Origin of the sequence: Rhizobacter sp. (genome assembly GCF_035702065.1) — a bacterium.
Classification (GTDB): Bacteria; Pseudomonadota; Gammaproteobacteria; order Burkholderiales; family Burkholderiaceae_C; genus Rhizobacter.
On sequence record NZ_DASSRA010000306.1, the window covers coordinates 1 to 19,123 of the forward strand.

Annotated in this window: 16 protein-coding genes; 9 read left to right on the forward strand and 7 right to left on the reverse strand. The window is 69.5% G+C overall.

Annotated features, from left to right (window positions below; all coding sequences use genetic code 11):
• Positions 1-144: 144 nt before the first annotated feature.
• The 7 genes from VFL64_RS13800 to VFL64_RS13830 all read left to right on the forward strand — a co-directional run bounded on the left by VFL64_RS13800 (position 145) and on the right by VFL64_RS13830 (position 7,080).
• On the forward strand, positions 145-1,782 hold the full coding sequence (locus VFL64_RS13800; RefSeq protein WP_489540954.1) for a peptide chain release factor 3: 1,638 nt from the start codon (positions 145-147) through the stop codon (positions 1,780-1,782).
• Between the two features lie 144 nt (positions 1,783-1,926).
• The gene (locus VFL64_RS13805) at positions 1,927-2,202 is read left to right on the forward strand and encodes a helix-turn-helix domain-containing protein (RefSeq protein WP_489540955.1); all 276 of its coding nucleotides are present in this window, start codon (positions 1,927-1,929) and stop codon (positions 2,200-2,202) included.
• On the forward strand, positions 2,202-3,446 hold the full coding sequence (locus VFL64_RS13810) for a type II toxin-antitoxin system HipA family toxin (protein ID WP_489540956.1): 1,245 nt from the start codon (positions 2,202-2,204) through the stop codon (positions 3,444-3,446). Before VFL64_RS13805 ends, VFL64_RS13810 begins: the two co-directional genes overlap by 1 nt.
• 97 nt (positions 3,447-3,543) lie before the next feature.
• Entirely contained in the window at positions 3,544-4,002 is a 459-nt protein-coding gene (locus VFL64_RS13815; protein WP_489540957.1) for a DUF2214 family protein, read from the forward strand.
• Positions 3,999-4,958 (forward strand): 5'-methylthioadenosine/S-adenosylhomocysteine nucleosidase, encoded by a 960-nt coding sequence (locus tag VFL64_RS13820; protein ID WP_489540958.1) that lies wholly within the window; start codon positions 3,999-4,001, stop codon positions 4,956-4,958. Before VFL64_RS13815 ends, VFL64_RS13820 begins: the two co-directional genes overlap by 4 nt.
• Positions 4,959-4,967: 9 nt before the next feature.
• Positions 4,968-5,849 (forward strand): 4-hydroxybenzoate octaprenyltransferase, encoded by an 882-nt coding sequence (gene ubiA, locus VFL64_RS13825; protein ID WP_489540959.1) that lies wholly within the window; start codon positions 4,968-4,970, stop codon positions 5,847-5,849.
• 121 nt (positions 5,850-5,970) lie between these two features.
• Positions 5,971-7,080 carry a GGDEF domain-containing protein gene (locus tag VFL64_RS13830; protein ID WP_489540960.1) on the forward strand — a complete coding sequence of 370 codons (1,110 nt, stop codon included), beginning with the start codon at positions 5,971-5,973 and terminating at the stop codon, positions 7,078-7,080.
• Here VFL64_RS13830 and VFL64_RS13835 read toward each other — a convergent pair.
• The 5 genes from VFL64_RS13835 to VFL64_RS13855 all read right to left on the reverse strand — a co-directional run bounded on the left by VFL64_RS13835 (position 7,071) and on the right by VFL64_RS13855 (position 14,116).
• Positions 7,071-8,342 carry a Glu/Leu/Phe/Val family dehydrogenase gene (locus tag VFL64_RS13835; protein WP_489540961.1) on the reverse strand — a complete coding sequence of 424 codons (1,272 nt, stop codon included), beginning with the start codon at positions 8,340-8,342 and terminating at the stop codon, positions 7,071-7,073. The two genes, VFL64_RS13830 and VFL64_RS13835, sit on opposite strands and share 10 nt — an antisense overlap.
• A gap of 150 nt (positions 8,343-8,492) precedes the next feature.
• On the reverse strand, positions 8,493-11,153 hold the full coding sequence (locus tag VFL64_RS13840) for an ATP-binding protein (protein ID WP_489540962.1): 2,661 nt from the start codon (positions 11,151-11,153) through the stop codon (positions 8,493-8,495).
• Complete coding sequence (locus VFL64_RS13845) at positions 11,150-12,304, reverse strand: ABC transporter substrate-binding protein (RefSeq protein WP_489540963.1); 1,155 nt, start codon at positions 12,302-12,304, stop codon at positions 11,150-11,152. Before VFL64_RS13845 ends, VFL64_RS13840 begins: the two co-directional genes overlap by 4 nt.
• Before the next feature lie 156 nt (positions 12,305-12,460).
• On the reverse strand, positions 12,461-13,270 hold the full coding sequence (gene proC / locus VFL64_RS13850) for a pyrroline-5-carboxylate reductase (RefSeq protein ID WP_489540964.1): 810 nt from the start codon (positions 13,268-13,270) through the stop codon (positions 12,461-12,463).
• A 9-nt stretch (positions 13,271-13,279) separates the two neighbouring features.
• Positions 13,280-14,116: a LysR family transcriptional regulator gene (locus VFL64_RS13855; protein ID WP_489540965.1), complete on the reverse strand. Its 837-nt coding sequence runs from the start codon at positions 14,114-14,116 to the stop codon at positions 13,280-13,282.
• Positions 14,117-14,211: 95 nt separating this feature from the next.
• On the opposite strand from VFL64_RS13855, the gene VFL64_RS13860 reads away from it, so the two are divergent.
• Positions 14,212-14,607 (forward strand): tautomerase family protein, encoded by a 396-nt coding sequence (locus VFL64_RS13860; RefSeq protein WP_489540966.1) that lies wholly within the window; start codon positions 14,212-14,214, stop codon positions 14,605-14,607.
• On the opposite strand, the gene VFL64_RS13865 is transcribed toward VFL64_RS13860, so the two are convergent.
• Entirely contained in the window at positions 14,604-17,591 is a 2,988-nt protein-coding gene (locus tag VFL64_RS13865) for an L-glutamate gamma-semialdehyde dehydrogenase (protein WP_489540967.1), read from the reverse strand. The genes VFL64_RS13860 and VFL64_RS13865 overlap by 4 nt on opposite strands.
• Positions 17,592-17,679: 88 nt before the next feature.
• A complete protein-coding gene (locus tag VFL64_RS13870) occupies positions 17,680-18,354 on the reverse strand; it encodes a YggS family pyridoxal phosphate-dependent enzyme (protein WP_489540968.1) in 675 nt (224 codons plus the stop codon).
• A 69-nt stretch (positions 18,355-18,423) separates the two neighbouring features.
• On the opposite strand from VFL64_RS13870, the gene VFL64_RS13875 reads away from it, so the two are divergent.
• A partial coding sequence (locus tag VFL64_RS13875) for a type IV pilus twitching motility protein PilT (RefSeq protein WP_489540969.1) occupies positions 18,424-19,123 on the forward strand: 700 nt, incomplete at its 3' end.

Consider the following 19,123-nt stretch of genomic DNA (forward strand, 5'->3'; position numbering starts at 1 on the left):
CTTCGGGCCTCTTCACGATCAGCGTCATCGTCCCGTCTCCAGGCTCGATCTATAGCACAAACTCCCGGGAGGCCCGAGCCGCCGTTCGCTTGCCGGCGACTGCGCGGGTTGCCGCGGCGGGCCGGCTCCGCTAGACACCCGCCCATGTCCGATCTCCAGGCCGAAGTGGCGCGGCGGCGCACCTTCGCCATTATCTCCCACCCCGACGCCGGCAAGACCACGCTCACCGAGAAGCTGCTGCTGTTCTCGGGCGCGATCCAGATCGCGGGCAGCGTGAAGGCGCGCAAGGCCTCGCGGCATGCCACGTCGGACTGGATGGAGATCGAGAAGCAGCGCGGCATCTCGGTGGCGTCATCCGTGATGCAGATGGAGTACCGCGACTGCGTCATCAACCTGCTCGACACCCCGGGCCACCAGGACTTCTCCGAAGACACCTACCGCGTGCTCACCGCGGTGGACGCGGCGCTGATGGTGATCGACGCCGCCAACGGCGTGGAGCCGCAGACGCGGCGCCTGCTGCAGGTCTGCCGCGCGCGCAACACGCCCATCCTCACCTTCGTCAACAAGATGGACCGCGAGGTGCAGGAGCCGCTCACGCTGATGGACGAGATCGAGCGCGAGCTGGGCATGGGCGTGGTGCCCTTCACCTGGCCGGTGGGCATGGGCAAGCAGTTCCACGGCGTGATGGACCTGCGCGAGAAGCAGATGCGCGTGTTCAGCCCCGGCGAGGACCGAGTCACCGGCAAGAGTGACAACGGCGACGAGATCCTCGCCGGGCTCGACAACCCGGCGTATGCCGAACGCTTCGGCATGCAGTTCGAGCAGGCGCGCGGTGAGATCGAGCTCGTGCAGGAGGCCGCGCCGCAGTTCGACCACGAGGCCTTCCTCGCGGGCCACCAGACGCCGATGTTCTTCGGCTCGGCCGTCAACAACTTCGGCGTTCGCGAGGTGCTGGATGCGCTGGTTGACCTCGCTCCCCCGCCCGGCGAACGCGCCGCCATCCAGCGCACGGTGCACCCGGACGAAAAGAAGTTCACCGGCGTCGTCTTCAAGATCCAGGCCAACATGGACCCGGCGCACCGCGACCGCATCGCCTTCGTGCGCGTGGCCTCGGGCCGTTTCGAGCGCGGCATGAACCTGAAGGTGGTGCGTTCGGGCAAGACGCTGAGGCCGAACACGGTCGTCACCTTCATGAGCCAGAAGCGCGAGCTGCTCGACGAAGCCTTCGCCGGCGACATCATCGGCATCCCCAACCACGGCGTGCTGCAGCTGGGCGACACCATCACCGAAGGCGAGGCCCTGCAGTACACCGGCCTGCCTTTCTTCGCGCCGGAAATGTTCAGAAGCGTCGAAGTGGCCGACCCGCTCAAGACCAAGCAGCTGCGCGCCGGCCTCACCCAGCTCGGTGAAGAGGGCGCGATCCAGGTCTTTCGCCCGGTGGCCGGCAGCGTGCTGCTGCTGGGCGCGGTCGGGCAGCTGCAGTTCGAGGTGGTGGCGCACCGCCTGGAGCACGAGTACGGCGTGAAGGCGCGCATCATGCCGGCGCGCTACAACGTGGCGCGCTGGGTGACCTGCGACGAGGCCGATGGCGGCGAGAAGGAGCTCAAGCGCTTCATCGACGCCAATGACCACCGCGTGGCGCTCGATGCGGTCGATGCGGCCTGCGTGCTGCTGGAGTACGCAGGCGAGCTGCGGGCGATGCAGGAGAACTGGCCCAAGATCAAGTTCCATGCGTTGCGCGAGCATGCGGGCCTGGTCTTCCAGAAGCAGTTGGATGGCTGAGGTGGTGCGCGGCGAGTTACCGGGCGGGCATTTTTAGGGTCAAACCGCTCGCCACTGCCTGAAAATTACCTTTCAGTAATTTTCTCTTGCCGTCCGGATGGATTGCAGGATAAAGTGACCGATAGGTAATTCAGGAGCCTGCCAATGCATCCCAGTGCTGAAAAATTCCCGGTCGGTAACGGCGTTGCGCGAGAGGCGGTGGTCCGGTCCACGGCATCCCTGGGCGAGCTGATCAAGCGGCAGCGCAAGCAGCTCGCGCTGAAGCAGTTGGACGTGGCGGGCCTGGGCAACACCGGCAACCGCTTCATCGTGGAGCTGGAGCGTGGCAAGCCCACGGTGCAGCTGCAGAAGGTGCTGCAGGTGCTGGACCTGCTCGGGCTCGAACTGGTGGTGCGGCCCAAGTCGGTGCAGGGCCTGTGATGGAGCGGCCGGTACAGCTCGACGTCTACTTCGGCGACGAACTGGTGGGTGTGCTGCACGACGCATCGCCTCCCGCCTTCGAGTACGCCGCAAGCTGGCTGGTACGCGCCGAACCCATGCCCCTGGCCGCCATTCCCCTGGCGCCCGGGCGCAGCAGCGCGCCGGCGGTGCAGGCCTTCTTCGAGAACCTGCTGCCCGAAGGCGAGCTGCGCACCTACATCGCAGAGCAGAAGAAGGCCTCGACCCTGTTCTCGCTGCTGCTGGAGGTGGCGGGCGATACCGCCGGCGGCTTCATCATCCTGCCTGCGGGACAGCGCCCGCAGCCCCCCTCGTACAAGCCCACCACCTGGGCCGAGCTGCGTGCCACGCTCGACGCCGCCTCGGCCATCGACATCAAGAGCGAAGGCGCGCGCATTTCGCTGGCCGGCGCACAGGACAAGGCCTCCATTGCCCTCTTTGACGATGGTGTGCCGCAGCTGCCACAAGGCACCTCGCCGTCCACCCACATCCTCAAGCCGGACATCAAGCGCCTGGCCAAGGTGTGGGAGTCGGCCGCCAACGAGGCGCTCACCATGCTCGTCGCCGAGCGGTGCGGGTTGCCGACCGCACAGGTGTTCTATGAGCCGACCACCCGCGCCTGCATCGTCAAGCGTTTCGACCGCCAGCCGGCGGCCGGCGGCCGGCTGACGCGCCTGGTGCAGTACGACCTGTGCCAACTCAGCGGCACCGTGTCGGAGAAGAAGTACGAAAAGGAAGGCGGCCCGGGCATCGAGGCCTGCGCTGCGCTCATCCGCACCTACAGCACGCAGCCGGCGGTGGACCTGCGCCACTTTCTGCAGTGGATCTTCTTCAACCTCTACACCGGCAACAACGACAGCCATGCCAAGAACCTGTCGATGTACCGCATGCCGGGGCGAGGTGTGCTGCTCACGCCGTTCTACGACTTGATGTGCACCCGCATCTACCCCGGCCTGTCGCAGGAGTTCGCCTTCAGCATCGGCGGCGAGGTGATGCCCGGCCAGGTGACGCAGGCTCACGTGCGTGAAATGGCCCGGGTGATCCAGGTGAAGCCGTCCTTCGTGCTCCAGCTGGCGCAGGAGCTGGCGCGCAAGATGCCCGCCGCCGTGGACGAGGCTGTGCAGTCGTTGAAGCCCGCGCTGCCGCACAGCGCCGCGCTGCTGGTGGAGCGCGTGCACGACTTCGTGCTGACGACCACGCGCAAGACCGCCGCCCGGCTCGAATGACGGGTGGCACTGCGGGGCGGTGCTTCATCGGCCCGCGGTTGCAGGGCTGCGGCTTCGCCGGCACAGTCGGGCCCACCCCGACACCGGAGCCCGCCTCATGCTTGCCAAGTCGCTGATCGCCTACCTCCACTTCATCGCGGCCTTCGGCATCGCGGCCACGCTCTTCTTCGAGTGGTTCACCTACAGCCGCACGCCCACCGTGGCCGAGGCGCGGCGCCTGGCGGTGGCCGACCGCCTGTATGGCCTCTTCGCGATGGGGCTGCTGGTGGTGGGCTTCGTGCGGGCCTACAGCTTCGAGAAGGGCTGGGCCTTCTACCTGCACAGCCCCTTCTTCCACGCCAAGCTCACGCTCTTCGTCCTGATCGGGCTGATCTCGATCTACCCCACCGTCCGCTTCATCCGCTGGGCGCCTGAGCTCAAGGCCGGTCGTGCACCGCAAGTCAGCGAGGCACAGCACAAGCTGATCTCGCGCAGCCTGGTGGCCGAAATGCTTCTGTTGCTGGGCCTGCTCTTGTCGGCCTCGCTGATGGCCAATGGCGTGGGGGTGTCCGGGTGAAGGCCTGGCTGCTCGCCCTGGCCGTCGCGCTGTCCATGCCGGCAGCGGCTGCGGAACCGGCGCCGCGCCGCTGCCTCAGCGAGTGCACGCCGCGCATCGGCATCGTCTCGGCCTTCGGCGCCGAGGCCGACATCCTGCTCGCGCAGACCACGGCCAAGCGCGTGTGGACCATCCACGGCAAGCGCTACACCACCGGCACGCTGCGCGGCAACCGCGTGGTGATCGTGCTCAGCGGCGTGAGCATGATCAACGCGGCCATGACGACGCAGCAGCTGCTCGACCACTTCCGCATCGAGCGGCTGGTGATGAGTGGCATCGCCGGCGGCATCAACCCGGCGCACCGTGTGGGCGACGTGACCGTGCCCGACCGCTGGGCCATGCCGATGGAGGTGTACTGGAACGCGGACGGCCAGACCCCCAGCCCGTGCGGCAGTGCGGGTGACGTGGGTTGTCTCGGCCTCAAGCTCGCCGCCCAGCCGCCCTACCAGGGCTGGTTCGTCCGCGAGAACCATGTGCTGAACGATGCGAGCGCACCGCAGGGCGAGTTCCGCCTCGACTACCCCGCCGATGCCGAGATGCTGCAGGTGGCACGCACGCTCAAGCCGCCGCTCGAACGCTGCGGCCCGCGCGGCGCCTGCGTGGGCGAGACACCGCGCCTGCTGGTCGGCGGGCGGGGCGTGTCGGGCACGGCCTTCCTCGCCAACGCGGAGTACCGCCGCTACCTGGCCGACACGCTGCAGGCCGAGACCGTCGACATGGAGACCGCCGCGCTGGCCCACGTCGCGCGCAGCAACGGCGTGCCCTACATCGCCTTCCGCAGCCTGAGCGACCTGGCCGGCGCCACCGAGTTCAACGCCGACGTGGGCGCGCTCTTCTCCAGCGGCCTGGCCGAGGCCAATGAAGCGGCGGTCACGCTCGCCTTCCTGGAGGCCTGGAAGCGCCGTCCGAAACCCTAGACTTGCGGCATGACCGCCCCGACTGCCGCTGCACCGTCACGCCTCGCGCTCTACCTTGACCTGATCCGCTGGGACCGCCCGGCCGGCAGCTACCTGCTGCTCTGGCCTACCTTGTCGGCGCTGTGGATCGCGGCCGGCGGCTTCCCCGGCTGGCACCTGCTGGCGGTCTTCGTGCTCGGCACCTTCCTCATGCGCAGCGCCGGCTGCGCCGTCAACGACGTGGCCGACCGCGACTTCGACAAGCACGTGAAGCGCACCGCCCAGCGCCCCGTCACCAGCGGCGCCATCAGCCCGAAGGCGGCGCTCGTCTTCGGCGCGGTGCTCGCCTTCATCGCCTTTCTGCTGGTGCTCACCACCAACGCGGTCACCATTGCGTGGAGCTTCGCGGCGCTGGCGGTGAGCATCTTCTACCCCTTCACCAAGCGCTTCTTCTCCATGCCGCAGGCGGTGCTGGGCGTGGCTTTCAGCTTCGGCATCCCGATGGCGTTTGCGGCGGTGCGCGGCGAGGTGCCGGCGCTGGCCTGGGTGCTGCTGTTGGGCAACCTCTTCTGGGTGCTGGCCTACGACACCGAGTACGCCATGGTCGACCGCGACGACGACCTGAAGATCGGCATCCGCACCTCGGCCATCACGCTGGGCCGGTTCGACGTGGCGGGCGTGATGGCCTTCTATGCGATCTTCGTTGCGGTGTGGGCGGCGGTCGGCGTGCAGCTGGCCCTGGGCTGGCCGTACTTTGCCGGCTTGGCGGTGGCCGCCGGCATCGCGGCGTGGCACTACACGCTGATCCGCGGGCGCACGCGCGAAGGCTGCTTTCGCGCCTTCCGGCTCAACCACTGGCTGGGCTTCGCGGTCTTCGCAGGCGTGGCGCTGCAGTACGCGTTGATGCGTTGAAAGCCACAGGGCGCGCGTTTGCGCGGCTTGTGTGCAATTGGTCGCGCTGCGGGTGTGCGGCAGTTGGCACTCGGCGCCGGGGCGCGGCCGCATAAGGCAGGGGGCGGACGAGAATTCGGCCATGTCTGCGTCGTCCCCGGCCACACGCCCGCCTGTCTTCGGTGAAGAGGCCGCGCTGCCTGTGGCCGACAGGCACAGTGGCCGCTCCTATTGGCAGGCTCTGACGCGCGCTGCGCTGGCCGCCGCGCTGGTGCATGGGGCCTTCAGCGTGGTCTTCCTGCTGCTGGGTGCGCCGCTGCTCGTGTGGGCCAACCTCGTCAGCATCGGCATGTACGCGGCGGCCTACCGCCTGCTCAGGGCGCACCGCAACGTCGCCGCGACCCTGCTGATGTGGGCCGAGCTGCTGCTGCATGCCTGGGCCGCCACGGCGGTGGTCGGCTGGGACAGCGGCTTCCACTACTACATCCTGCTGATGATGCCGCTGGTGTTCGTGAGCCCGGGCCGCCGCTTGCATCGCAAGGTGGTGCTGGGCTTGGCCGTGGCGGGCTTCTACATCGGGCTCGATGCGTTCGCGCACCGGCACCAGCCGCTCAGCCCCATCTCCGCCGTGGCACTCGACGCGGTGCGCTACTTCAACATTGCGGCCACGCTCACCTTGCTGGCCCACCTCGCGCACTACTACTTCGGCGCGGTGGTGCGCGCCGAGAGCCGCCTGCGCGACCTCGCGTCCACGGACGTGCTCACCGGCCTGGCCAATCGCCGCCACATGCTGCAGGTGGCGCAACACCAGCTGGGCCGCCGCCGCCGCGACGGCACGCCGCTGTGCCTGATGCTGGGCGACGTGGACCACTTCAAGGCCATCAACGACCGCCTGGGCCACGACGTCGGTGACCGCGCGCTGGCCCGCGTGGCGCGCGCCATCAAGTCGGCCACGCGTGAGAGCGACATCGTCGGCCGCTGGGGTGGCGAGGAGTTCCTGGTCGTGCTGCCCGAGACCGAGCTGGACGCCGCCCTGCGCGTGGCCGAGCGGGTGCGCGTGGCGGTGCAGCAGATCAGCGTGGCGGCGCACGTGCCGGCGCTGAGCGTCACGCTGGGCGTGAGCAGCCTGCGCGACGGCGAATCGCTCGAAGACGCCATCGCGCGCGCCGATGCCGCCATGTACCGCGGCAAGACGGAAGGGCGCAACCGCTGCGTGGTGGAAGCGCCCCTCGCCGCGTCAGCTCAAGGGTAGAGGCCTCGCTCCTCGCGAGCGATGAGAATGCGCTCGCAGGCCACCGCGAAGGTCGCGGTGCGCAAGGTGATCTTGTGCCTGTCGGCCGTGTCCCAGATGTGGCGCAGCGCGTCGACCATGATCTTGTCGAGCCGCACGTTGATCTCGTCCTCGCTCCAGAAGAAGCTGGAGAAGTCCTGCACCCACTCGAAGTAGCTCACCGTCACGCCGCCGGCGTTGCAGATCACGTCGGGCACCACCAGGACGCCGCGCTCGCGCAGCACGTCGTCGGCCTCGGGCAGCGTGGGGCCGTTGGCGCCCTCGAGCACCAGCTTGGCCTTGATGCGCTGGGCGCGCTCCACCGTGATCTGGCCTTCGAGCGCGGCCGGGATCAGGATGTCGCAGTCGGTGCTCCAGAAGTCTTCGTTGTCGACGCGCTCGGCGTCCTTGTAGCCGGCGATGCCGCCCTCGCGCTTGAGCACCTCCATGGTCGTCGCCATGTCGAAGCCCTTGGGGTTGACGAGCGTGCCGGTGTGGTCCTGCACCGCCACCAGCGTGGCACCGGCGCCGACGAACAGCTCGGCCGCCGCGCTGCCCACGTTGCCCATGCCCTGCACCGCGATGCGCGCGCCGTCGAGCTTGAGGCCCAGCCGCCGCGCGGCCTCGCGGCCGGTGACGAAGACGCCGCGGCCGGTGGCCTTCACGCGGCCCAGCGAGCCGCCCAGGTGCAGCGGCTTGCCGGTGACGACACCGGTGGCCGTGGTGCCGGTGTTCATCGAGTAGGTGTCCATCATCCAGGCCATGATCTGCCCGTTGGTGTTGACGTCGGGCGCGGGGATGTCGCGCTGCGGGCCGATGATGATGCCGATCTCGCTGGTGTAGCGCCGCGTCATGCGCTCCAGCTCCTTGTGCGAGAGCTTCTTGGGGTCGACGCGGATGCCGCCCTTGGCGCCGCCGTAGGGCAGGTTCACCGCGGCGCACTTGACCGTCATCCAGGCCGAGAGCGCCATCACTTCTTCCAGCGTCACGTCGGGGTGGTAGCGCACGCCGCCCTTGCCGGGGCCGCGCGAGAGGTTGTGCTGCACCCGGTAGCCCTCGAAGTGGGCCACGCTGCCGTCGTCCATCTCGATGGGCACGTCGACGATGAGCGCGCGCTTGGGGCGCTTCAGGGTTTCGGCCCAGCGCGCCAGATGGCCGATGTAGGGCAGCACGCGGTCGACCTGCGACAGGTAGGTGTGCCAGGGGCTGGTGGCGCTGGGGGTGACGTAGGACAGGTAGCTCATGGGAACAGTCTCCGTGATTGGGTTCATGCGTGACGTGGCGCAACGCACTCGTGATGCGCGGCCTCGGGACGTGGCGCGACTGTAGGCTTGTCCGTGGCCGATTTGAAGACGAGGCCATGCCACCTGTGCATGACCTCGCGCATATGGATCTCAGCCGCCCAGGGCGCCGTCCACGGCCTGCAGCACCTCGACCACCTTGATCGGTTTGGTGAGGTAGGTGCGCACGCCCCGGTCGAGCGCGCTGGCCATCTGGGAGCGCGTGGCGTCGGCCGAGATGGCGATCACGGGGATGCCGGCGCAGGCCGGCTCGTCCGCCAGTTGCTTCAGCACGGCAAAGCCGTCGGCGTCGGGCAGGTGCATGTCGAGCAGAACCAGGTCGGGCCGCCGCTGGCGGGCCAGCGCCACGCCCTCGCTGGCCGTGCCGGCCTCGATCAGCTCGATGGTGGGGCGCTGGCGCATGATCTCGCGCATCAGCCGGGCGTTGACGGTGTTGTCTTCGATGTAGAGCACCAGGCCGCGCGGCCCGGGCTGGTGCGGCAGGGGGAGCGGCGCCGCCTCGGTCGGCAGCTCGATGGGGCCGCGCGACTGCTGCGGCAGCACCACGGTGAACACGCTGCCTTCGCCCGCCGTGCTGCTCACGCTGATGCTGCCGTGCATCTGCTCCAGCAGGCGGCGCGTGATCACCAGGCCGATGCCGGTGCCTTCGATCGCATCGGCCTCGCGCCCCAGGCGGTTGAAAGGCTGGTACAGCTGGGCGAGCTGGGCTTCGTCCATGCCCAGCCCGGTGTCGATGATGCGGAAGGCCAGGCCGCGCTGCTGGGGCAGGGCCTCGCATTCGAGCCGCACGCTGCCGCCGGGCCGGTTGTACTTGGCCGCATTGCTCAGCAGGTTGACCAGCACCTGCGTCAGGCGGGTCATGTCGGCCATCACCGGCGCCAGCTGGCGGCCTTCGTGGCCGTCGAGCCAGGCCAGGCTGAAGTGGATGCCCAGCTTGCGCATCTGCGGCTCGGCGATCTCGAGCGCACGCGCCACGGCCTGCACCGGGTCGACCGGCTCCAGCGACACCCGCAGCTGCCCCGACTCGATGCGCGCGAGGTCGAGCACGTCGTCGATCAGCTGCACCAGGTGCCAGCCCGAGCGCTGGATCTGCACCAGGTGCGTGTGCTGCGCTGCGGTCGGCGGCTCGGCGACGCTCAGGTCCATCAGCTGCGCGTAGCCCAGCACGGCGTTGAGCGGCGTGCGCAGTTCGTGGCTCATGCGCGAGAGGAACTCGGTCTTGGCTTGGCTGGCCGCCTCGGCAATGCGCCGCGCCACCTCAAGCTCGGCCGAGCGGCGGCGCTGCGAGACGTCGATGGCGACGCCCAGGAAGCCGGTGATCTCGCCCTCGGCATTGCGCATGGCGGTGACGGCGAGCGAGACGTCCAGGCGCACGCCGTCGCTGCGGATGAAGACCCAGTCGCGCACCTCGTAGCCGGCGTGGCGGGCCGAGTGCACGAAGATCTCGAAGCCATCGATGTGCTGGCCGAACTGCCGGCTGAGCTCGTCGCTGCGCCGGCGCACTTCATCGGCGTCGTGCCACAGAGAGGGCGTGTGCCGGCCGACCACGTCGGCCGCGTTGAGCAGCAGCATCTTCTGGGCGCCGAGGCTGAAGACGGTCACGAGGCCGCGGGTGTCGGTGGCGATGATGGCGACTTCGGTGGCGGCGTCGAGCACGGCCTGCAGCTCGCGCCGCGCCGAATCGGTCTGGCGGTCACGCTGGTGGAGCTCGGCGAACAGGGCGCGCAGGCGCGCCCAGACGGCACGGAACTCGGCGATCTCGAACTCGAGCGCCGGCGCCTGCTCGCCGGTGCTCAAGGCGGCAGCGGTGCCATCGGCCAGGCGGGCCACTTCGCGGCCGCTGCGTCGCGCCAGCAGCCACGACATCCACGCCGCGGCCAGCACGGTGAGCAGCAGCGCGGCGCCCAGGAGCACGCCCAGGCCGATCAGCGGGCCCAGCACTGCGCGCGTGGGCTGCATGACGAGAATCGTCCAGCCCACCGGCAGCACCGGCAGCGCCTGGCTCAGGTAGTCGACGCCGCCCACGGTGAGGCGGGCCGAGCCCGGGTTGCCGTCGATGGCGCGGCGCACCGGGTCGATGTTGCGCAGGTTCTCCTGCTGCAGCGCCAGGCTCGCGTCGGGGTGGCCGATCACGCGCCCGGAATGGTCGATCACGATGGGCCGGGTGTCGGCGGCGCGGCCGATGTCGGCCAGCGATTGCGACAGGCTGTCGAGTGCCAGCTCGACCATCAGCATGTGCGAGCCGGCCGGCACCACCAGCACGGCGGTGATGCGGCCAGTGAGCAGCGACAGGTAGGTCTGCGACCACACCGGCTGGCCGCTGCGCCGCGCCGTGCCGAAGTGCGGCTGGGCCGATTGGTCCAGGCCGATCATGTCGGCCTCGTTCAGCCCGCTGCCCTGGGGCAAGGCCACCTGCTCCACCACGCCCTGGCTGTCGGTGAGGTAGGCGGCGAGCAGCAGGCTGTCGTGGTCGATCAGGGCATGCAGCGTGTCGGGCACGGCCGCCGGGGCCACCCGGCCGGCACCGATCTCGCCGGCCACCAGCAGCGCCGCGCGCTGGCGCGAGGCGAGCTGCTGCTGCACCTGGTCGCGCACGGCGGTGGCCAGCTCGAGGTTGCGCGCCTCGCCTTGTGCCAGCAGGGCGGGCACGAGCAGGAGCACGGCCACAGTGGTCGCCGCCAGCAGGGGCAGCAGGCCCACCCACAGGAACTGCCGGAGCAGGCGCTGCTGCAGGCTGTCGTGCCCCAGGCTCATGTGCGCTCGATCGGCTCGAACTGCCCGTTGCGCACCCGTGTCAGGAACAGCGGGCCGGTGGAGTCGCCGAACTCGTTCAGGCTGAGCGGGCGCTGCAAGCCCTTGAAGCTGTGCAGACGGCGCATCACGTCGACGAGCGCTTCACCGCGGCGCTGCAGGCGCAGGGCCTCGGCGCCCAGCAGGGTGGCGTCGTAGGCGTTGACGCTCGGGTAGCCCGGGTGCTCGCTGAAGCGCTGGCGAAAGCGCGCCAGGAAGTCGAGGTAGCTCTGGGCACGGCTGCTGCGGTCGTAGTACTGCGGCACCAGCGCACCTTCGACGGCCCGGCCGCCCATCTGCAGCAGCTGCTCGGTGCCGGCCCAGGGTGAGGTGGCCAGCTGCACGAACTCGTTGCGCTGCCGGATGTGCTGGCTCAGCAGCGCGGTGTCGGCCGCGCTGGCGGCGATCTCGATCACGTCGGCCTGTGCGGCGAGCAGCGTCTGGGCGAGCGCGCTGTACGAGATGCCGGGCGCCGAGGCGTAGGTGGTGTCGAGCAGCGTGCGCCCGCCCAGAGCGCTGAAGCGCTGCTGCACGCCTTGCACCCAGCTGACCGAGAAGGCCCTGTTCTGCAGGTCGGCAATGCAGGCCAGGGTGCGCGGGCCCTTGGCGTAGAGGTGCTCGGCGTTCTGCGCGCCGCCGGTCTGGGTGTCGGACACCACACGAAAGAAGGCATCGGCCTGGCCGGTGAGCTCGTGGGTGGTCGAGGTGGGGCTCACCAGCACCATGCCGCGCTCCTGGGCCAGCGGCGCCACAGCCACGGCAATGGCGCTGGTCATGGGGCCCACCACCAGATGCACGCCGGCGGTTGCCATGGTCTGCAGGTGGCGGCGTGCCACGTCGGGGTTCTGTTCGTCGTCGAAGGGCAGCAGCTCGACCGGGTGGCCGTTGATGCCGCCGGCGGCGTTGAGGTCGTCCACCGCCAGCCGTGCGCCGTTGCGCCCGCCCACACCCAGGTCGGCCACCCGGCCCGACATGCCGCCCAGAAAGCCGATGCGCAGCGGACCGGCCGGCGCGCAGCCCGCGAGGCCCAGCAGGGCCGGTGCACCGAGCCAGGCGGCGCAGGCCGCGACGCTGCGGCGGCGCCGGCTGTCGACGGGCGAGGGGGCGGTGAGCAATCCGTGAACCGATGGGGGGAGGGGTGCGAACGATTCTGCCGGAGAAGCCCCCGCCGGCAGGCCCATGCCGACGCCGTGTTTACCCGGGCCGGTGTGTGCTTGTCGGTGCGGGTGTCGGCGTCGGTGGCGCCGTAGTTTGCGCCGTAGTTGGCGCCATCAGCGGCCGAACTCGTCGCCCAGTTCGCCCGCGCGGCGCTGCGCGGCCTTCAGCGCCTTGACGATGGCCGGCTTCACGCCGCTCGCTTCCATCGAGGTGAGCGCGGCGTAGGTGGTGCCGCCCTTGGAGGTGACGCGCTCGCGCAGCACGGCCGGCGTCTCCGGCGAGGCCTGCGCCAGGGCCGAGGCACCGGAGAAGGTCGCCAGCGCGAGCTGCTTGCCTTGCTCTTCGCTCAGCCCCATCTCGGCGGCGGCCTGCACCATGGCTTCGACGAAGTAGAAGACGTAGGCCGGGCCCGAGCCCGAGAGCGCGGTGACGGCGTCGAGATCAGCCTCGGCGTTCACCCACAGCGTGCGGCCGGTGGGCGCCATCAGCTTGTCGATCTGCTTGCGTTCGTCGGCCGTGACGGCGTCGCGCGCATACAGCCCGGCGATGCCCTGGCCGATGAGTGCCGGCGTGTTGGGCATCGAGCGCACGATGCGCTGCGTGGCCAGCGCCTTGGCCATGTCGCTGCTGCGGATGCCGGCCATCACGCTGAACTGCAGGGCCGTGTTCGTGTGCGGCAGGTTGGCCGCGGCCGCTTCCTTGAAGCTTTGCGGCTTGATCGCCCACACCACGATGCCCGCGCGCTGCAGCACCGAGCCGGGCGCTTCGAGCGTGATGACCTGCAGCTCGCGCTGCAACCGCGAACGCTGCTCGGCATTGGGCTCCAGCACCAGGATGTCGCCCGGTGCGCGGCCGCTCTTGAGCAGGCCGCCGATGATGGCGCTGGCCATGTTGCCGCCGCCGATGAATGCAATGGTGTTCATGTGTGTTCTTCAGGCTTGGGCCCAGCGCCGCAGCTCACGTTCGGTGGTTTGCAGGGCAGGGCGGGTCAGGGAATAGAAGGATAGTCGGCCGGGTGCGGGCCAGCGGTGCGAGGCCGACAGGGGCACCAGGTCGCCGGGCACCGCCGACTGGTTGAGGCAGCCAATGCCCCAGCCGGCGCGCAGCGCGGCCATCGCGCCGTGCGCGCCGGTGCAGCTGAGGCGCAGGTGGTGGGCACGGCCGGCGCCGGCCAACGCATCGAGCGCCATGCGCCGCACGGGGCACTCGGGCCCGAGCAGCACCAGCGGCGCGGGGCCGCGCTCGGGCACGGCATAGCGTTCGGCATGCACCCAGGCGAGTGGCTCGCGCTTGATGAGCCTGGCGTCGGGCAAGGGCTCGTTGCTGGTGACGACGGCGAGGTCCATGGTGCCGGCCTGCCACAGCTGCAACAGGGCTGCCGAGCTGGTCCACAGCAGCTCGAATCGCCTGCCCGGGGTGCTCTCGTGCAGCAGCGCCAGCATCTCGCCCAGCCGGGCCGGCATGAAGTACTCGCTGATGCCGACGCGGCAGACGGGCTCCGCCACGGCCGGCTGCACGGCGGCGCGGGCATCCATCTGCCAGTCGAGCAGGCGGCGTGCGTGCGGCAGGAAGCGTTCGCCCTCCGCGGTGAGCGCGAGCGAGCGCGTGCTGCGCTCGGCCAGGCGCACGCCGAGCGAGGCTTCGAGCTGCTGCAGGTGCGTGCTGACGGCAGACTGCGTGCGGTGCACCTTCTGCGCGGCGCGGGTCACCGAGCCGGTGTCGGCCACGGCGACGAAGCTGCGCAGCCAGAGCGGGTCCAGGTCGTTCATCTGATGTTCTGATGAATATCAACAAATCAAACTGCTTATCAGATGAATGCTCGGTGCCTAGAGTGGCGCTGTCAAGTTCAACCCAGGAGCGATCCATGCCCTACCTGCACATCCAGATCTCCGGCCCGCAAGACGAAGCGCTGGCCCGGCGTGTGGCCGAGACCGGCACCGAACTCACCGCGCGCCTGCTCGGCAAGCAGCGCGAGCACACCGCGGTGGTGGTCGACTTCATCGCCCCCGCGCACTGGTTCATCGCCGGCCGGCCGCTTGCCGGGGCGCCGAATCGCAGCTACCACTGGATGGTCAGCATCACCGACGAGACCAACACCAAGCGCGAGAAGGCCGACTACCTCGCTGCCGTGCACCAGGCGATGGACGAGCTGCTGGGCGGCGTGGCCGAACACTCGTATGCCCATGTGGCCGACCTGCGCGGCAGTGCCTACGGCTTTGGCGGGCGCACACAGGAATACCGCTACCAGCACGCCGGCTAGTTCTTGAGGCCCACCAGCAGGGCCGCATTGCCGCCGGCCGCCGCGGTGTTGATGGTGATGACCTGCTCGGCGCAGAAGCGGTAGAGGTAGTGCGGGCCGCCGGCCTTGGGGCCGGTGCCGGAGAGGCCTTCGCCGCCGAAGGGCTGCACGCCCACCACCGCGCCGATCATGTTGCGGTTGACGTAGACGTTGCCGATGCGTGCGGCATGCGCCAGGCGCAGGGCGCGGCTGTCGATGCGCGTCTGCAGGCCGAGCGTGAGGCCGTAGCCGAGTGCGTTGATCTGCGCGATCACGTCATCGGCCTCGCCGCTCCAGCGCACCACGTGCAGCACGGGGCCGAAGATCTCCTGCTTCACGTCGGCGATGCGCTCGATCTCGAAGGCGATGGGGGCAATCAGGCGCGGCACCTCGCTGCCGGCCGAGGCCTCGCCGATCAGACGTGCCTCGCGGTGCAGGCGGGCGATCTCGCGGGTGATGTGGTGGTAGGCCTCGTCGTCGATCACCGGGCCCAGGTCGGTGGCGAGCACAGACGGGTCGCCAACGCGCAGTTCCTTCAATGCGCCGCGGATCATCTCGATCACGCCGTCGGCCACGCTCTCGTGCACGCACAGGAGGCGCAGCGCCGAGCAGCGCTGCCCGGCCGAGCGGAAGGCGCTTTGCACCACCGCGTCGACCACCTGCTCGGGCAGCGCGGTGCTGTCGACCAGCATGGCGTTGATGCCGCCGGTCTCGGCGATCAGCGGGACGATGGGGCCGTCCTTGGCGGCCAGCGTGCGGTTGATGAGCTTGGCCACCGCCGTCGAGCCGGTGAAGCACACGCCGGCGGTGCGTGCATCGGCCACCAGCGCGGCGCCGGTGCTCTCGCCCGGGCCGTGCAGCAGGGCGAGCGCGTCAGTCGGCACACCGGCTTCGTGCAGCAGGGCGACGAAACGCTGTGCCACCGCGGGCGTCTGCTCGGCGGGCTTGGCTGCCACGGCGTTGCCGGCCACGAGGGCGGCCACCACCTGCCCCGCGAAGATGGCGAGCGGGAAGTTCCAGGGGCTGATGCACACGAACACGCCGCGGCCGTGCAGCTGCAGCTCGTTGCTCTCGCCGGTGGGGCCGGGCAGGGCGTGCGGCGCGAGGCGCTCCTCGGCCTGTTCGGCGTAGTAGCGGCAGAAGTCGATGGCCTCGCGCACCTCGGCCACGCAGTCGCCCAGGGTCTTGTGCGCCTCCTTCACCAGCAGGCCGCAGAACTCGGGCAGGCGCGCTTCGAGCGCATCGGCGGCGCGGTGCAGCGTGGCGGCGCGTTCGGCCAGCGGGGTGGTGTTCCAGGCGGCGAATCCACGTTGCAGGCGGGCCATGACGTGTGACACGTCGTCGGCGGTGGCCAGCGGCACCGTCTCGACACGCGTGCTGGCCACCGCCTGCTCCAGCGGTGCGCGCTCGGCCAGGCAGGCGAGGTCCACGCCCTTGGAGTTGGCGCGGCCCGGGCCGTAGAGCGCGATCGGGCGCGGCAACGCGGCGAAGGCGGCGGGTATGAGCGGCGAGGCGAGCAGGGTGTCGATGTCGACATCGCCGTCGGTGAGCTGGTGCACGAAGGACGAGTTGGCGCCGTTTTCCAGCAGGCGGCGCACCAGGTAAGCCAGCAGGTCGCGGTGCTCGCCGACCGGTGCGTAGACGCGCACCGACAGGCCCGGCTGCTGCTTCATCACCTCGCGGTACACACCCTCGCCCATGCCGTGCAGGCGCTGCATCTCGAAAGCTGCGCCTTGCTGGCGCGCCATCTGCAGGATGGCGGCGATGGTGCCGGCGTTGTGGGTGGCGAACTGCGGGTAGATCACGTCGGCATGCGAGATCAGCGCGCCTGCGCAGGCCAGGTAGGAGATGTCGGTGTGGTGCTTGTGCGTGAACACCGGGTAGCCGGCCAGGCCCAGCTCCTGGGCGCGCTTGATCTCGCCGTCCCAGTAGGCGCCCTTGACCAGTCGGACCATGAAGCGCAGGCCGTGCTGGCGTGCGATGCGGGCCACTTCGTGCACCACCTGCAAGGCGCGCGTCTGGTAGGCCTGCACCGCGAGGCCGAAGCCGCGCCACTGCGGATGGCTCTGCGCGATACGCGCGGCGAGCGCGTCCAGCACGTCGAGCGAAAGCTCCAGGCGATCGCTCTCTTCGGCGTCGATGGTCAGGTTGATGTTGGCGTGCGCGGCGCGCTCGATCAGCAGCCACACGCGCGGCAGCAGCTCGGCGAACACGCGCTCGCGCTGCGCGTCTTCGTAGCGCGAGAAGAGGGCGCTCAGCTTGATCGAGATGCCGTCGGCGGCGGCCGGGTCGCTGGCCGTGCGGGCCCCGGCGATCGCCTCGATGGCGTGCAGGTAGGACGCGAGGTAGCGCTGCGCATCGGCCTCGGTGCGCGCGCCTTCGCCCAGCATGTCGTAGCTGAAGCGCAGGCCGGGCTGGTCGTTGCGCGCGGCGTGGGCTTCCTTCATCGCTTCTTGAATCGACCGGCCGAGCACGAACTGCCGGCCCAGCAGCTGGATGGCGCGCACCGTGGCGGCCACCACCGTCTGCGCGCCCAGGCGCTTGATGAGGCCACCCTCGCCCTGCGCATCGGGCAGGAACTTCTTCGACAGCGCGATCGCGCTGGCCGAGAGCGCGGCCAGCATCTTGTGCGGGCCGCCGCTGCTGCTGTCGAACGAGGCCTTGCCCAGTTGGTCGGCGGTGAGCGCGACCGCGGTCTCGGTGTCGGGCACGCGCAGCAGCGCTTCGGCCAGGCGCATCAGCGCCAGGCCCTCGGCGCTGGAGATGGGGTACTCGTGCAGCAGCGACTCCATCGCCCAGAACGGCGCCGGCTTGTCGCGCACGGCCTGCACCCAGGGCTTGGCGACGGCCGCAGCCTCCGGCCAGGTGAGGGCGCCCGAGAGCGTGGGGAGCAGGTCGGCAAGCACCTCGGCCTCAGGCCTGTAGGGCTGGGGCAGGCGGGCGCGGCGCGGGGGAGGAGGGAACATGGCGGCAACTTGTGCTGAACAAGTCGCCAAGTTATCTGTTTGTGCGCCGGATATTTATCTAAATCTGGATTTAAAAACTGGATTAAGGTCAGCGGCTGCCAAAAATGGCCGTGCCCACCCGCACCAGGGTGGCGCCCTCGGCGATGGCCACCTCCAGGTCGGCGCTCATGCCCATCGACAAGGTGTCGAGCGCGAGGCCCTGGCCTTGCAGCTGGAGCAGCAACTGGCGCAACGCACGGTGCGGTGCGGCGCCCGCCTCGGGCTCGGGGATGGCCATCAGCCCGCGCAACCGAAGCCGCGGCAGCGCCGCCACGGCCTGCGCGAGCGCGGGCGCTTCGTCCACCGACACGCCGCTCTTGCTGGCCTCGCCGCTGATGTTGACCTGCAGGCACACCTGCAGGGGCGCGAGATGCGGGGGGCGCTGTTCGCTCAAGCGCTCGGCGATCTTCAAGCGGTCGACGCTGTGCACCCAATCGAAGTGCTCGGCCACCGCGCGTGTCTTGTTGCTCTGCAAGGGGCCGATGAGGTGCCACGCGATCTGCGTGCGCAAGTCGGCGAGTGCGGCGATCTTCTCGATGCCTTCTTGCACATAGTTTTCGCCGAAGCTGCGCTCACCCGCAGCGAAGGCTTCTCGCACGGCTTCGGCGCTGAAAGTTTTGCTTACCGTTAGCAGCGTGACACTTTGCACGGGCCGTTGCGCAGCCGCACAGGCCTTGGCAATGCGGCTGCGCACTTGTTGTATGTTCGAAGCAATCGTCGCCATAATCCCGCGAGCCTATCTCAGCGGCGCCGGGCAAGGGCGCATGCAGGCTGCAACCCCTCCAAGAGACACATGGACATCACCCAACTGCTGGCGTTTTCGGTCAAGAACAAAGCGTCTGACTTGCACTTGTCCGCCGGCCTGCCGCCGATGATCCGTGTGCACGGCGACGTGCGCCGCATCAATGTCGATCCGCTCGAGCACAAGCAGGTGCACGAGATGGTCTACGACATCATGAACGACTCGCAGCGCAAGGCCTACGAAGAAACGCTGGAGTGCGACTTCTCCTTCGAGATCCAGGGCCTGGCTCGCTTTCGCGTCAACGCTTTCAACCAGAACCGCGGTGCCGGCGCGGTGTTCCGGACCATTCCGTCGAAGATCCTCACGCTGGAGCAGCTCAACGCCCCCAAGGTGTTTGCCGAACTCGCGCTCAAGCCGCGCGGCCTGGTGCTCGTGACCGGCCCCACCGGCTCGGGCAAGTCGACCACGCTGGCCGGCATGGTCAACCACCTCAACGAGAACGAGTACGGCCACGTGCTCACGGTCGAAGACCCGATCGAGTTCGTGCACGAATCCAAGAAGTGCCTGGTCAACCAGCGCGAGGTCGGCCCGCACACGCTGAGCTTCGCCAACGCACTGCGCTCCGCGCTGCGCGAAGACCCGGACTGCATCCTGGTGGGCGAAATGCGCGACCTGGAAACGATCCGCCTCGCGATGACCGCGGCGGAAACGGGCCACCTGGTGTTCGGAACGCTGCACACGTCGTCCGCCG